This is a genomic window from Paenibacillus alba (assembly GCF_013204855.1).
GTDB classification, from domain to species: Bacteria; Bacillota; Bacilli; order Paenibacillales; family NBRC-103111; genus Paenibacillus_E; species Paenibacillus_E alba.
In genome coordinates this window covers 40,022-55,352 of sequence record NZ_JABMKZ010000009.1, presented here as the reverse complement: position 1 = coordinate 55,352, position 15,331 = coordinate 40,022, and the positions used below count along the sequence as shown (strand labels likewise).

General features: G+C 48.6%; 5 protein-coding genes. All 5 read right to left on the bottom strand.

Annotated elements, in window-relative coordinates:
- Window positions 1-484 precede the first annotated feature (484 nt).
- On the bottom strand, window positions 485-6,220 hold the full coding sequence (locus HQN90_RS39610; RefSeq protein WP_173219516.1) for an Ig-like domain-containing protein: 5,736 nt from the start codon (window positions 6,218-6,220) through the stop codon (window positions 485-487).
- 248 nt (window positions 6,221-6,468) lie between these two features.
- Window positions 6,469-7,509: a glycoside hydrolase family protein gene (locus HQN90_RS14180; RefSeq protein ID WP_173219513.1), complete on the bottom strand. Its 1,041-nt coding sequence runs from the start codon at window positions 7,507-7,509 to the stop codon at window positions 6,469-6,471.
- A 288-nt stretch (window positions 7,510-7,797) separates the two neighbouring features.
- Window positions 7,798-12,717 carry a chitinase N-terminal domain-containing protein gene (locus HQN90_RS14175; protein ID WP_173219510.1) on the bottom strand — a complete coding sequence of 1,640 codons (4,920 nt, stop codon included), beginning with the start codon at window positions 12,715-12,717 and terminating at the stop codon, window positions 7,798-7,800.
- A gap of 654 nt (window positions 12,718-13,371) precedes the next feature.
- On the bottom strand, window positions 13,372-14,538 hold the full coding sequence (locus HQN90_RS14170) for an ROK family transcriptional regulator (protein ID WP_173219507.1): 1,167 nt from the start codon (window positions 14,536-14,538) through the stop codon (window positions 13,372-13,374).
- A 70-nt stretch (window positions 14,539-14,608) separates the two neighbouring features.
- Complete coding sequence (locus HQN90_RS14165; protein WP_338042318.1) at window positions 14,609-15,313, bottom strand: copper homeostasis protein CutC; 705 nt, start codon at window positions 15,311-15,313, stop codon at window positions 14,609-14,611.
- Between the last annotated feature and the right edge of the window lie 18 nt (window positions 15,314-15,331).

Here is a 15,331-nt window from a genome sequence, read left to right as displayed (position 1 = left end):
CTACTAAGTTCATTGTATGCCCAGCTCTTCTTTGCAAAGGTGAACATCGCTCCACTGCGCTTCTCGATTCCGCAATAATCAACGCGTATGATACTCCCTGGCGCAAAAAGTACGAGTATCCTCGATATTGGCAGCTGATTTTCTAGATAAACCTGCGATTATGCATCCTTTTTTTCTCAAAATAACCTTTTTCCATGAATTCCTGCATTTCTGCATGTATTTTCGCCCTTTTCTCGAATTTCAGTGAGAAAAGCCAAAAATTCCTGCACATTTGCAGGAATTCCCATTTCACGAGCGTTTTCGCTGAAAAAGCCTGCATTATCGCAGGTTTTCAAAGTCACTCGCTACATGCGATATGCTCGGGGGAACCCGCAATCTCTGCAATCTCTGCACTCTCCCGTGCCCATCGGAGAGTAAAAATGGGCCAATTCAACTCAGCAGATGACTCTACTGAAGTGAATTGACCCTACTTAAACTGCAATCTTTATTGTTTTAAACCAGCTGTCAATAGATTAAACAGGATTTGAGCAGCCTCAGCACGCGTAGATATGCTTTGCGGTTCGAATCTATCCGCTGCTCGTCCTTGAATCAGGTTTAGCGCTGCCGCCTTTTGTATAAACTCAGCCGCCCACGAGGATACTTGCGCTTCATCCGCGAAAGCATGGACTGCTTGGCTTACGACCTTACCGTTCTTGTACTCATAAGCTCTTACAAGCAAGGTGACCATTTCCTCACGAGTCACCAGTGCGTTCGCATCGAATACTGTCGCACTCTTGCCTTGCACAATTCCTGCCTTCACGGCGATAGCTACTGCATCCGCATACCAATCGCTGAACTTCACATCGGCAAAAGTTGTTGCGCTTTGGTCCGTTAACTTCAGCGCTCTCACGAGAAGCGCCGTGAATTCAGCGCGTGTTACGCTGCGCTCTGGTTCGAAGGTTGTCGCGCTCGTTCCATTCACAATTTGCTTCGCTGCGAGCTCCATGATGACAGCGGATGCCCAATGGGTGGATGGTACATCGGTGAAAGTTTTGCCAGCTTCGAGCACCGCATATTTACTAAAGTGACTAATCTCGGCTGTGATGACACCATGGCTGTAAGTACCGCCAACGTATTCAAGTTTCCCGTCATCTGCAATATAGTAGATACCTGCCAATTGCGGATTCATGGCAGCAGGAACCTTGAGCTCAAGTAGAATTGGCTTATCGAACTTCGACAGCTCAACCATTTTCCCGTCAGATGTCTGAATGTATAAATGAAACTCATACACAGTGCCAACTAAGCGATTATCGGCATTCGAAATCCGATTGCTTTGCTGGATAAGCTCCTTCGCGTTGGCTTCAGCCAATTGGTCCAGCTTCAGCGTTAGCATTGCACCCTTGACTTCATCCCTACTAAGCTTACTTGTTAGCTGCGTAAACACATTGGATGGAATAGAAAGTGTCAATGCTTCGGATTTGATCTCCAACTGATTAAGATTAATCAGCTCGGCCGTATTCCACGGAAGTCTGATTTCTGAAATATGGCTTGGAATTTCGACAACCGTTTTCCCATTCAGACTGTTCGTAAGCTGCTGATTTGTAATGGTCATGATGCCAGTGTTGTTATTCGCAGTCGTCGTCGTTCCTGTTGATGTTTCTGTCGACCTTTCGCTTCTACCACTGGATGTTTGTTCATATACCGTAACGATACAAGTAGCCGTGAATCCTCCGTCGGCTGTTGTTACTGTGATGATTGCGCTCCCTGCTGCTGCCGCAGTTACCCTGCCGTTAGCGTCTACCGCTGCGATATTCGCGTTGCTTGTGGTCCACGTAACGTCAGGGTTCGTCGCATTGGCTGGAAGTACCGAAGCTGTTAACACACCGGAATCACCTCGCGTCAAATGGAGGGTTGACTGGTTAAGCGTGACACCCGTCACAGCCGTGTTCAGTACTGGCGCTTGCGGAGTCGCGCTGACTTCATTGGAAGCTTCGCTTATTCCTCCAGGATTGACAGCTTTGACGACAAAATAATAAGTCGTGCCGTTCATTAAACCAGCTGCCTCGTAGCTGTACACGGAGCCGCTGACAGATATAAGCGGTGCATTGCTGTATATTCCTGATGCCGTGCCTATGAACACTTGGTACCCCGTTGATCCTGCCACCGAATTCCATTCCAGATTGACGTGACCATCGCCGGCTGCTGCGGCCCGCAGCTCTGGCGCACCTGGCGCCGATACTTGCGGAGTCCCGCTGACCTCATGGGAGGCGTCGCTTGTCCCTCCGGGATACACGGCTTTCAATACATAATAATAGGTCGTGCCGTTCACTAAGTCAGTCGCATCATAGCTGTAAACATTCCCGCTCACAGTGGATAGAGCAGCTCCATAAACACCGTCTGCTGTTCGTTGATAGACGGAATAGCTTACTGTGCCCTCCATAGGTCGCCAGCCGATAATAACGTGGCCATCTCCAGATGTTACCGTTCTAATCGTTGGCGGTGTAAGCACTTGGCCGGATAAATCAATGATCACACTTCCAATGGCGCCGGAGCCGTCGTTCGCTGCTGCCGTGACTTTGACCTTTCCGTTCTTCATAGCGGTCAACAATCCATTGGCGCTGAGCGTTGCTTTGTCGGTTGCTGAGTTATCTGAGTTTGCAAGCGACCATGTCAGCATTTTGTTATCCGCAGTCGCAGGCAGAATGGTGGCGGATATTTGCAAGATGCCGCCTTTTGCCGTAATTGCGGTTGTTCCCTCTGCTCCTGCAACAGCAATAGAAGTAATAGGATTCCAGAACGGCACTAAGGTATTTGCTAATTTGAAATCCGAAAATTCCGCTGTTTTCACAGAACTTGTCGTTAGTTTGCGTACAAATATCCCTACTTTGGGACTGGACATCGGCGTGGCGAACGAGAAAGTGTCGGCAGTAGTCGTCCACGACATTCCATCATAGCCATAGTAACCTGTGTAGCTATTCCCTGTTTTAACAATTTTCAAATATACATCTGGTGTTGGTGTTAAAGAAGAATCCGCATAGTCCTTATCGAGTTGTGCAAGCGTTGGGTTGGATTCCCCCTTGGAGAATCTGATCTTCTGCGTTGTTGTGTTGCCCGTCGTTTGTCTGCCCAATGTAATGAATTTGCCATCATCCTGATAAATAATCAATCCTGCCCATTCATAGTTGGCATCAGGCGCAAATTTTAATTTAGTTGAAATCGTAAACTCAGTTGTCCCTGGATCTCTCACAAGAATGTTGCTTGGCTTGCCCGTTTGAGTCCAGCTTCCGTTCAATGTTTTGAGCTTCATGATATTGCCATTGCTGCGATCAACTGCCCAATTGCTTGGCGTTTCTCGCACCCATGACCATCCGCTCTCCAGCATGATCGTTTGACCGCTGATTGTGATCATCTGAGCCCCTGAAGTACCGGTACCATCAGCAGCCGTCGCTACGACTTTCACTATGCCATCTTTGACAGAGGTCAAAAGTCCGCTGCTGCTAATCGTCGCCCTATCCGTTGCCGTTCCGTCTGGCTGATAAACGCCCCAAGTCACCGTGATAATATTCGCATCGCTGGGCTGAACCGCCGCAGACATTTGCAGGGTAGCGCCTTTGGTTGTAATGGTTGTTGCATTGCTGGCTCCGGTTACGGTAATTCCGGCAACCTTCACAATCTGGCCGCTGATGAGGATGAAGGCTTCGCCTTGCACACCTGATCCATCATTAGCTGTCGCGATCACTTTGACCGTGCCGTTTTTGACAGCTGTCAACAGGCCTCCGCTGCTGATCGTTGCAATATCCGTAGCGGTTCCGTTCGAATTGACAACTGACCAGGTGACTGCGCCATTATCTGCATTCGCTGGCGTTACTGTGGCCGACATTTGAAGCGTGCCCTCTGGCGCAGTAATCGTCTTCGCATTGCCTGCTCCAGTTATGAGAATATCGGTCACAGCATGATTCGGGGCAGCAGCAACAGCAACCGTTGCAACAGCCTGAAGAGAGCTGCCAGGCACGGTTCCATTTACCGTAAAACGGCCAGCAGACGCATAGCGGGAAGGGGGAATAGTCTCCCATACTACAGCCGCTTGTTTCGTTGTAGCATCCTCAAAAACTTGCGTGACAAACGCAGGCAATATTGGCGCTTTCCCGGCAACGGTCGAAACATTGACCGCAGGAATACTCGCCACAGATCTAGGTATGTAATCGGCCAGCGTTGTTCTCATTGCCCCTTTTCTCACCGTTGATCCCATCGCATTCACAATATGTGTAATTTCGCCAAAGCCGCTCAAAAAGACCGAGGTCGCATGATGAATTTTGACATCTTCCTTATCTGGAACCTCTATCCCGCTTTCAAGCTTCACCTCTGCGTCTCTAAAAAACGAATAAATGCCCAAGCCATATGCATCATGTGAATTCACTGAATCCGCCACTTTGTAAGAGGCATAGCCATTCACCGTTCCTCCGCTGCTCATCCAGCTTTTTTGGTCGGGAACATCATAGGGGATTTCGGTTTGATAAAAGAACATTTTGCCTCGATCGCCGTTCCATAATGTCTGGTACTCGTGAAAATGTTCCACAAAAAGTCCGTAAATCGTGACGTCATTTCCATTGACAACCATGCCATTAGTAGTGATGTTGGAATCCCATGCTGCGCCTGTGCCGTGATCTGCGCGCCATACCCAGAAATGATCGCCGATGACATTGTTGCTGTTAATTTCGATACAGACCTCCGCTTTGGCAAGCGCATCCCCGCCTACTCTAAAAAAGAGATCGTGCAGCGAGCTCGGATTGCCTGCATGATTCGCGGAGCTCCCTTTGGGACCCAACTGCAAGAGGACAGGCGAGCTGACACTGCCTGCTTCGAATAGAAGCCCGGCAATTTTGACGCCGTCCACATCCGCTACCGATAGAGCCACAATGCCATTGTCCGAGTGCAGCGTTGCAAGGCCAAGACCAAGTACCACAGTATCAGGTTTCGTCACTTTAATCGTATCTGCGAGATGATACACACCAGGTGTAAGCAGCAGGTTCTTCCCTTGATCCAGTGCAGCATTAATGCTGGCTACTGGGGTTGAGGGATCTGCAATATAAAATTTTTCCAATGAAATTGAGGCTGGCGTTCCTGAATTGGAGCCGCTGGCCCAACTGGTCCCTTTGGTGTTAGTCGTCACATTCGGGACTAGCACATTATACTGATTTGCCGCTGGATCGAAAGTCAGAAATGGTTTTTCGCGAATAACAGGCGCTTTATCCACAACGGTATAAGCATTTGTAGGCCAATCTTCCACAGGCGCATTCACCGAGCCGACAATCGTCGTATTCCACAAAGAGCCTGTCCAATTTGCCCACTGGCCGTTTCTCGAGAACCACTGCTGCTGCGATCCGGAATTTACCGTACCATCAACCACCGTATCCGCCAAAAACCCGCCGCTTGCCCATCCGCCTTGATCATGCAAGGTCAAATTGCCTTTGACATGCAGACGTCTCATCGGTGCTGCCTGTGAAACTGCCCATTTCATGTCCCCGCCCGCAGGGGCTACCGCCAAATTTTCGATGGAGCGCCAGAAGTTTTGGGTCGCATTATGTGCGGCTGCCCAGTTGGCATCAACCGTTACCCCGCCATTAATGGTCACATCATCCGGCACTTGGCCCAAACCTGACACTTGTGTGTAGAAGCCTACTTTGAAATTAACATTGTAGGAGGCAGGTGTAGGAAGTCCCTGTGCGCTGCGTCCTGGCTTGAACAGCATCGCGAATCGCTCACTGCCGAATTGATTGGTTTCCTGCTTCGCAAACACTGCCGCACTGGCCGCTTGAATATCGGCTGTTGGTGTTGATGGATCAAATACATAGACATTAGGACCAAAATCAGGCTGTGTTAACCCTGAAGCTCCAACTGATTTAGTCGATTCTCCATCAGCACTTACGGCTGAAACCTTGTAATAATATCTGGTATTTGGCGTCAGACTCGTGTCTACATAGTTTTGTGAAACGATGTCGGAGCCGTTAATCTTGATGTAAGGACCGTTGCTGTTCAAGGAACGGTATACGTTATAGCTGGCTGCTCCTTGCGCGACTGGCCAAGATAAGCTAATTGAATTTATCGTTGTTGCGGTCTTGTCAATGACAGGCTGCTCTGGAGCTGCTCCTGCATAGACGGCATAAGTAATGCCAGACCCAGCTGTAAATAAACTTATTAAAATCGTAAAGGCAAGAATTGCGGATAAACCTCTTTTGAACACGACGCCACCTCCGAGTAAACTCTCTCATTATAAAGCGCTTTCATTCATTTCAAAACTTTGCTTTGATCCCTTCCTTTCCAGATATCCAGCGTACTATTTTCAGTATAGCGATAACCAGATACGCAAATAAGCAAACAAATTAACCAATATGACCATTATTTTTACCTATTGAGCAAAAAGAACCTCCGCATAGTTGCGAAAGTTCTTCTACAAATATCAGTTGTTCTCTATCATAAAGAACATCAGCCCTATTCACTTCTCAGTGGCCTGCTAGTTGCAACCGCTATACAGCGAAACTCATATTGGCCTTCGAATACCTCCAGCTTGGTCCTGTCACCGGCTTGATAATGTCTGCACGCGCAATAGAAGTGATACAGCACACCGTTCCAATAAATAACACTAGACTTATGAGCATGAATTTCGTCAAGCTCGCCTTGCTCCCCATAAGTAATTAAAGGCTGCTTGGCAATTCGCCAGTTATGCAAATCGTCAGATACCGCAAGAGCTCCCTGTGCATGACGGCCATCAAAACCAAACGCAAAATTCACCCACTGCTGTCCATCATGTTTTATACAAGGATCGCTGATAAATTGACTGTAAAAACTCCCCTCCACTGCCTCCAAGACAGGATTCCTTTCATAACGTTCCCAATGGATCAAATCGCTCGAGACTGCAAGGCCTGTCTCTTCTTTCCACGGCCACTCGTCATCTCGCTTGGCATTGTAGAACATCCAATACTTGTCATCATGCTCGATCACACAGCATTTGTATAAACCTGCCTTCTCCCAGTCCGCTCCCTCTTTATTTGAAAAAATAGGCTCGTCCAGCCGATGCCATTCCAGCAAGCTCTCATCCTCCGTCCATGCCAAACCCATCACGGCTCCGCCCGCTTCATAGCCCTGATCCGGGTAAGCATGGTAAACCATCCAATAGCGGTTATTTATCTTTTTGAGCCGTGGGAGGTCATACAAGCTATTGGATTCCAGCAGCATCCAAGATCCCGCAGCACCTATGTGATCCCACCTTTCCTCCGCCATCAAACGTGGGAGAATAATCGCCTTATGTTCCCAATCGAGCAAATTGGAACTTGTCGCCAGCGCAGTTTGATAGCCCTTTCCATCAAACCCGACGTACATCATATAGAAGCAGTCTTGATGGACAAAAACAAAAGGACAGTCCACAGCCTGCGAGTCAAAATTCCCCTCCAGTCCTGATCCGCTCAGTACCGGACGGTTAAGCTTATATGGTGTATGCAGCTGTGCAAGCTGCTCAATTTCTATTGTCGACATTAATGAGCCACCTAGCTTTCGTATCGTATAATAGGTTTCCTGCAATTATGCATCCTTTTGAGCTTGAATTTGCTTATAGTGATGGAATTCCTGCAATTGTGCATCCTTTTGGAGCCTTTTCCTGACTTATCGAAGGAAAAGCTTGAAAAGCCTGCCTAATCGCAGGCTTTTCCACTTTTCATGCGATTTCGCTGAAAAAGCCTGCACTTTCGCAGGTTTTCAGACTCCGCACCAAGCTTCAATACACTCTCTGGATACCCAGAGGCACCCCCGTTCAACCTCTGCTCATCAATTCACTTTCACAACAATCTTCTCACTAAGCGCTGCTCCCGCATGATTAAGGAGCTCGCCTTGGTACTCATAAACACCTTTCGGTTTATTCCGAATAGTGGATACGGCGGTCTGTGCGCTTGGGGTTTGATCGGCAAGCATCCGCGTATCGATTAGACTGCCGTTCTCATACAGTCGATATTGCGTACCGTTCGTGCCCCACCACATGTTCATGCTGATTTGGTAGTTTGCTTCTCCGCCCCAGTTATCATGGGAGAGTACGGGGGCAGCCGGCGCCGCTTGCATAACGGTCACTGTATGCACCTCGCTTCTCGTCGTGCCCGATGCATTGGAGAGCTCCGCATAGTAGCGGTAGGTCCCATTTTCTCGGTAGGTGACGGATGTTGCAGTCGTTTGGGCATTCGGAGAATGCGCCATGAGGATTTGGGTATCAATCAGCACGTCATTCTCATAAAGCTTATACGTACTGCCGTTATTTCCCCACCACATATTCATAGTCACCGAATATTTCCCGTCCTTGAGTCCTGTAGCATACCCATGATCATCGGATAAATAAGGCTTACCCGGCGCCCCTCCCGGATTTGGCGGAGACAAGCGCTTAACCGTCAAAGTCCCGCTACCCTCGCTGCCAGCATAATACGTCGTATCATTCCGGCTGAACGCAACTTGAACCTGGTACACGTTCTCTTGGTCTGTACTGGCAGCCACTTGAATTTTGTAATCCAACGTCGCTGCTCCATTCATGTCGGTTACAGCAGTTCCAATGACATTGCCATACACGGCAAAAGACACACTTTCACCAACAATCGGTTGACCGTTATGATCCAGAAGCGATGCCTTTAGCTTCACTGTATCGTTCACTTGTCCTTCTGCGCTCGATGATGCCAACAGAGTGCTGTGGTACAGTTTGAAAGGAATTGTTTGCTCCGCAGCATGCCCTGCTTGATCCACAGCTTGCACAGATAATGCATAATCTCCTTTCTCAGCTATAGGCGTTCCGGAAGTCCATTCCTCGCCATTCAATTTCATCTGAATGTTCTTCAAATCACCGTCTTCATCGTCGACTTTCACGACTGGAATTACTTGATCCGTGTAGCTCTCCCCTGCCGCAACCCCTGTAATAGTGATCACCGGAGGCGCTGGATCTTTGATCACTTGAACAGTTCTAAATTTCTTCGGATCTTTCGTTTCACCAATCCCGGAACCCCACTCGATATACCCTTTGCGACCGGTACCATCGTTATCATTGACTAGCAATGAGAAACTGAAGGCTCCCTGTGTTTCCGGTTTAATCGGCGCAAGCTCAGCCCATGGGAGTGCAAGCTCATAGACTGTGAGCTTCTGTTCTTCATCTCGCGATACTTGCAGCGATCCGTTCGTTACAAGCTGTCTGACGCTCGAGTTAGGCGACAACCAGCGAAAGATTTGCGGTCCCACCGGCGTCTGGGATAAGCCAAATTCATAGGAAGCCAAGTTCTCGCCAGGGATACCGGCCATAGCCGCAAACTGGAGGCTATCGTTTTTCCAAATTTCCTCTCCGCTGGCAGGCGTGTAATGAACATTGTCTTTGATTTTCGCTGTCAGATACAAATCGTTCTGATCCCAGTTCAACCATACGCTGCCATCCAAATCCGATGGGCCTCCGTAGTTTTGCATTTTTACCGTCCCTTGCGACAAAAGGGCAAGCGGCGCCGACGCTACAATCTCAGGGTCAGGCAAGCCGTCAATGTGTACCGTGCCGGGAAGAATCGGATTGAAATCCAGTTTCCCCGCGTATGTGAAAGAATTTTTGCCATCAAACTGGACAGTCACCTGCGCTTGGTTGCTAACGCCATACGGAAAATTGCTAAGTGGAATATCAAACGTCTTGATCGTGTCTGGAGCAATCACATAGCTTAAATCCTGCGTGCCTGACTGGGAGCCGAACTGCCAATTTGCTTTTTTGACAGTTAGACCCTGCTGTTTGGAATAATTCCGAATTTGAATCTTCAATGCTTCTGCTTTCGTATTCACATCGGTAATGACAGGAATAACTCTTGCGCTATAAGACGGAAGCGTCTGGATAGCATGTTTCAGTCTTCCGATGCGACTTCCGTTTGCCGTCAAATCGCCCGTTACATAGCGAATCCCTTCTTGGCCCAATCCAGACAGAGCGAATGGCTGCGAAGTCTTCTGACCGGCTCCCGCGTAGAGTGGATAGGATGATCCTTCCACCGCAAATGATACAGCGATAGGCGATGAAGAGGTATTGTTCGCTTCCACGGTCAGTGCGACGGATTCCCCCGTTACCGCTTCTTCTCCGAGCACAGCGAATGTTGAGTCGAGCGCAATGCCGTCGATGTCGCTTTGAATATATATAGGCTCCGCAGTTAGGGTCATATACACCTTGCCGCTAATCGGCGTGAAGGTTTCTGTATTACCCATGATATCCGTAATTTGAATCGGCACATCCGTCTGAATAGCTGCCTGAACAGGCGTATTGGCCCAGACGACTCTTAGCTTCTGACCGTTTTTATCAAATCTATAGCTGTTTATCCCTATGCCAGCTGTTTCCTGCTGGACAAAGGCAGCGCCTGTCAATTCTCGGGTCATCGCACCGTATGCCGCATAAGCGGGTTTCGGCGTGAACTGGCCCTTGGGGTCATTCTGATGCCGAAGGAGACCAAAATTATTTTCGCCATAGTCGGCTTGCATGCCATCGTTCATCAAATCATACCAGAATACTTTCTCGATCCCCGCGCCCAACGCTTGCACATAAGCACGAACCAAATAATCAGCTTGTGTTTTCTCGTCTACGCCCGTAGCGCCAATATGGGTTGGCCAGCCAACCTCTGTAATCCAAAGCGGTTTGTCTTGACCGTTATTATACGTCCGGATCAAGCTTTTGGCGTCAAGAATAGCTTGCAGCATACCATCTGACGTTCGATTGTACGGGTGAATGGAAACGGCATCCATGTATTGGAGCCCGCCGAGCTTAAATACTTCCTCCATCCATTTAATATCTACATTTGATGCCATGCCAACTACCGTCACGTCTGGTCTGGCCGCTTTCACCGTCTCATAGGTCTTCTTCAGCAGCTTAAAATAATAGTCTGGCCGTGAGTCTGCCGGGCCGTTCCCTCGATCCCCGAACCCGCCATTGAACTCATTATAAACTTCCACCCATTCCATCTGATTGCCGTACAAATCCAGCAAAGCCTTGCCATAGTTGGCAAACCCCTGACGTCCTTCGTCCGAATAAGGGGTGCTGTCCTGGTCATAAAATGGATTGGTGAAATCGAACGTGATGAACGGCTTCAGTCCGTCTTGCTGCGTTTTCCGCATAAAAGCGTCACGGCCTGGCGGCTTCTGATATTTCCCTTTTTCATATTCAACATCGACCCATGTGATTTCGTCACGGAAATTTTTGGATCCGGCGCGTTTCAACAGTGCGCTTAACTCAGGCGTCCATCCATCACTTGTTCGTGCAAGATGCGTCGATACCCCAAACGGAGAGTTGTTCGCTAAGGTAGGGTCATCAGCGGCTAAGCGAGCAAACGAAATATCCTTGCTTTGAATCATTTGACCCTCTTTCTTCGCAGCAACGGATAGCTTAAAATAACCAAGCTGCTGTAGGGGAATCGTCAGATTCAACTGCCCGTCCTGCACCGCCTCATTGCCTGCCAATACTTGATGATCCAAATGATCATATACGCTCCAGCTTACCGTATCTCCCCTTGTTGCAAGAGGAAAAACGGCGGACTCATTCGCCAGAAAAACATTTCCCATGCGAGACTGCTGAATGGACAAATCCGGGAAGGAACCGGTCGCAACGACATTGTCGAAGCGGATATCCCCACTTGTTCGGCCGCTGACCAGCCCTGACTTCTCCACCAAGAGCGCGATTCCCTGAGCCGGACCATGCCAAACCCCATCGTTGGCTCCGTTGTAATGCAAATAGCTTGTGCCGGCGTTAAAGGTCCACACTTCGATTTTTTGCCAATCCCCGGTAGGTGCCAAGGCGATTTTCTGCTGATGCACCTGCCCGGTCGAGTCCCTCGCTAGCAGCAGGACCACCGTATAATCGGCCGTTTTGACCCAAAACGCCAGTTTCTTCATATCCATAGGCGTAGAAAAGCTTCGTCCGAGCGAAACATTCAGCCCGCCGGTGCTGAAATTCCCGCTCAGCTTGCCTGAGTAAGCCCCCGACTTAACCTCGGCCGTATCCCGGATATATTCACCCTTGGCTCCGCCTTGCGAGGCCAGCGTCCATATATCGAAGCCGTTCTCGAAGGTGCCGATTGCGTTCTCCCATACGGTCTCCTGAGGCGGCGCCGTTACCGACACATCGTCAATCCAAGCGTCTCCGCTCGTTTTGCCGCCGATCAAGTTGGACTTCTCCAGCAAAAAGGAGATTCCACCAGCGGGACCGTGCCATTTGCCGTCATTGGCGCCACCGAAATGCAGATAGTTCGTGCCGATGTTGAAGGTGCTGATCTCGATCTTCTGCCAATTGGCACTCGCCAGTGCGATCTTCCGCTGATGCACCTGTCCGGTCGAATCAACCACCCGCAGCGTAAGTGCAGAGGCGTCAGCCGACTTAACCCAAAATTCCAGCTTCTGCATATCCAAGGGCAGAAACTTTTTAGCGATGGCCACATATTTGCCGCCCGCACTGAAATCGCCGTGCAGCTTCCCCGCAAAGGTCCCGGATCTCGGTGCCGACGCATCCCGCTCATACGCGCCTTGAGCTCCCGGAAACTCAGTTCCCAGACCGAAATTCCAAACCTCTTCCTCGCTTTCAAAATTGCCGATCGTTGTATTTGGCAGCGGTTCTGCCGCATAAACGCTCGTGTTGTCGAGCGCTTGCAGTCCAAACATAGGTGTAGTATACAATAACGAGATCAGCATCAAGCTTAACATCCATTTTTTTATCATAAGTAAACTCACTCCCTCTCATCATTGAATGCGTTTTCATTTTTGACCAACACTAGCAACCTATCCTATCTAATCTTGCTTCGTTGAGACTCCCCACCAGTACTTCCACGGATTCCAGCTTTGACGATTGGTTGCAAGAGCATGCATGGCTCACTTCCTTTCTAATATTAGCCTATCGCGATTCGGCTTGAACCTACCATAACAACCGCCTGTTTATATGGAAAGTCTCCCTTTTTGCAGTTCTCTGCTTCTTTTGCTTGGAGGAACTACACATTTTTTGCGCTTATATTCTTTTCATGACAAGGCTAAAGAAAAACGGCTTCGCCGCCCTGAGAGATCAGCCTCTTAGTAGCGACAAAACCTGTTAAGGGAACTGTAGGACGCTATATAGGCAAATAGCGGGGATGCTATGGCATTAGCGGAACTACAAGGTCTTATTTCCACGAAAAACGCTGAATTTGCCTTGAAACAGCAAAATAGCGGACTGGAGTTCCCTCACCCCCGCGATATGGATACTTTTGGCTAGAATAGCGGACTGGAGTTCTCTCTGTTCGCACAAGGCGGCTGGAGTAACTCCGCGCTCACTCCAAAACATATAAACTCTTATATATTAAAAAAATCCGAGCCGCCAGCAAATCGGCAGCTCGGATTTTATCAAGATTTATCTACGTAGTTATTCATCACTAACATCGCTGCGCCTACAACGATCGACTTGCTCTTCAATTCGGAAGTCAGGATTTTAAAGGTGTCGCGAAAAGGCTCCCATACCACCTGACCGCACTGTTCTTCGATCAAAGGCACAATCTCACTATAATTTTCTACCAAATCACCGCACAAAATGACGGCATCGGGATTGTACATGCAGACGATATTGTTAATGGTTATGCCAATGTAAAGCGAAGTTCTGGAAATAATGTCCTGAGCCCAATTCTCTTCGTTTTGTGCCGCTGCAAACAACTGCTGCATATCAGCAGTCTCCTTGATTCGGTTGGCTTCATGCAGAATAGCCGACTCGTCGATATACGTTTGCAGACAGCCTCTTTTGCCGCATTCGCACATATTGCCATTGGGATCCAGCGTTGTATGCCCTAACTCCCCGGCACTGTTTGAACCCCCGCGAAAAATGTCGCCATCGATGATCAAAGAGGAGCCGACTCCGGTGCCCAACTCAATCAATGCTGTCTTTCTCGATCCTTGCGCGGAGCCTAGTAAATACTCAGCAAGAATTTTCACTTTCAAGTCATTGTCAATGACCGTAGGAATATGCAGCTTGTCCTGGATCAACTGGGCGAAAGGGATATTTCTCCAACCTAATGTCGAGGAATATTGGACGATTCCCCGATCATGGTCGATCACACCAGGCACGCCGATGCCGATGCCGATGATTCTCGACTTATCGAGTTTTTTATTCGCAATAATCACGTTAATCGTTTCGGAGATTAAAGCAGCCGTAGCTTCAGGGGTTGCCTTCAAAGCGGTATGCTCAACCCGCTCTTCATGGAGCAGCTTGCCGCTGAATTCCATGACGCCGAACTTCATCACCTTTTTACCAATGTCCACCCCAAATGTAAATACTGCTTGAGGGTCTATATCCAGCATAATGGCCTTGCGCCCAACTCCAACCGAGGTTAACGCGGTTTCCCTCACCAAGCCTTGTTCACATAGTTCGCCCACAATGCGCCCTACGGATGTAGGGCTCAACTTCGTGATTTTGGTGATTTCCGCCCGGGAAATAGGCCGACGCTTTTTAATAATTTCCAATATCATCTGCTTATTGTGCAGTCTGATAACATCTTGGTCATGCTTCTCAATTTTTTTCATTGACTTGGATTCCTCTTCTTTATTCCACCCATGTTAATAAGTTTAATGTTAACAATCCTGTACATCACAGTCAACCATTTGCATCACGAACTATTCGAATATTCTTAATATTTTTAATTTTTCCCGTATCGATCTCATCCAGCGGATTATTATTCATCCGTACCCCTCTGCCGAAATGAATCTCTTTAACACCTGTTGCTTGAAGGAAAGCGGGAATTGCACTTACCGTCAATCCACTCCCGGCCAAAATCCGCAGGTGAGAAGGGGCCGTTTGCTTAACAAGCTGTCTTATTTCTTCTTGTGCATCAAGCACATTTGGCTTACCTCCAGAGGTGAGCACACGGTCAATTTGGCTATAAGCCAGTAGTTCCTCTAGAGCCTTCTCTAGATTGCTTACTTCGTCAAATGCGCGATGAAAAGTTACAGATAACCCTTCGGCCTCATCCAATAATCGGCGCAGCGTCTCATGATCAATCCTACGCTCCGAGGTAAGCGCTCCAAGTACAATGCCATAGGCGCCAATCCGTTTCACTGTCTGTATATCTTTGATCATCACGCTCAGATCTCGCTGGTCATAGCAAAAAGATTGGCTATGCGGGCGAATCATCACTTGAACAGGAATGGTCGTGCTGTGCACAACCTCGTCAATTAATCCGTAGCTAGGCGTTAACCCACCCTCTAGAATGCCAGTTATCAGTTCGATACGATCTGCACCGCTCTGTTCAGCCAATACAGCATCCCTCACTGTAGTTGCAATAACTTCCAGCAACATCATTCTCTCTCCTCCTCATTG

Coding starts and splice junctions, on each gene's coding strand:
- HQN90_RS14170 (WP_173219507.1), bottom strand. CDS start 14,538: ATGAAAAAAATTGAGAAGCATGACCAAGATGTTATCAGACTGCACAAT.
- HQN90_RS14175 (WP_173219510.1), bottom strand. CDS start 12,717: ATGATAAAAAAATGGATGTTAAGCTTGATGCTGATCTCGTTATTGTAT.
- HQN90_RS14165 (WP_338042318.1), bottom strand. CDS start 15,313: ATGATGTTGCTGGAAGTTATTGCAACTACAGTGAGGGATGCTGTATTG.
- HQN90_RS14180 (WP_173219513.1), bottom strand. CDS start 7,509: ATGTCGACAATAGAAATTGAGCAGCTTGCACAGCTGCATACACCATAT.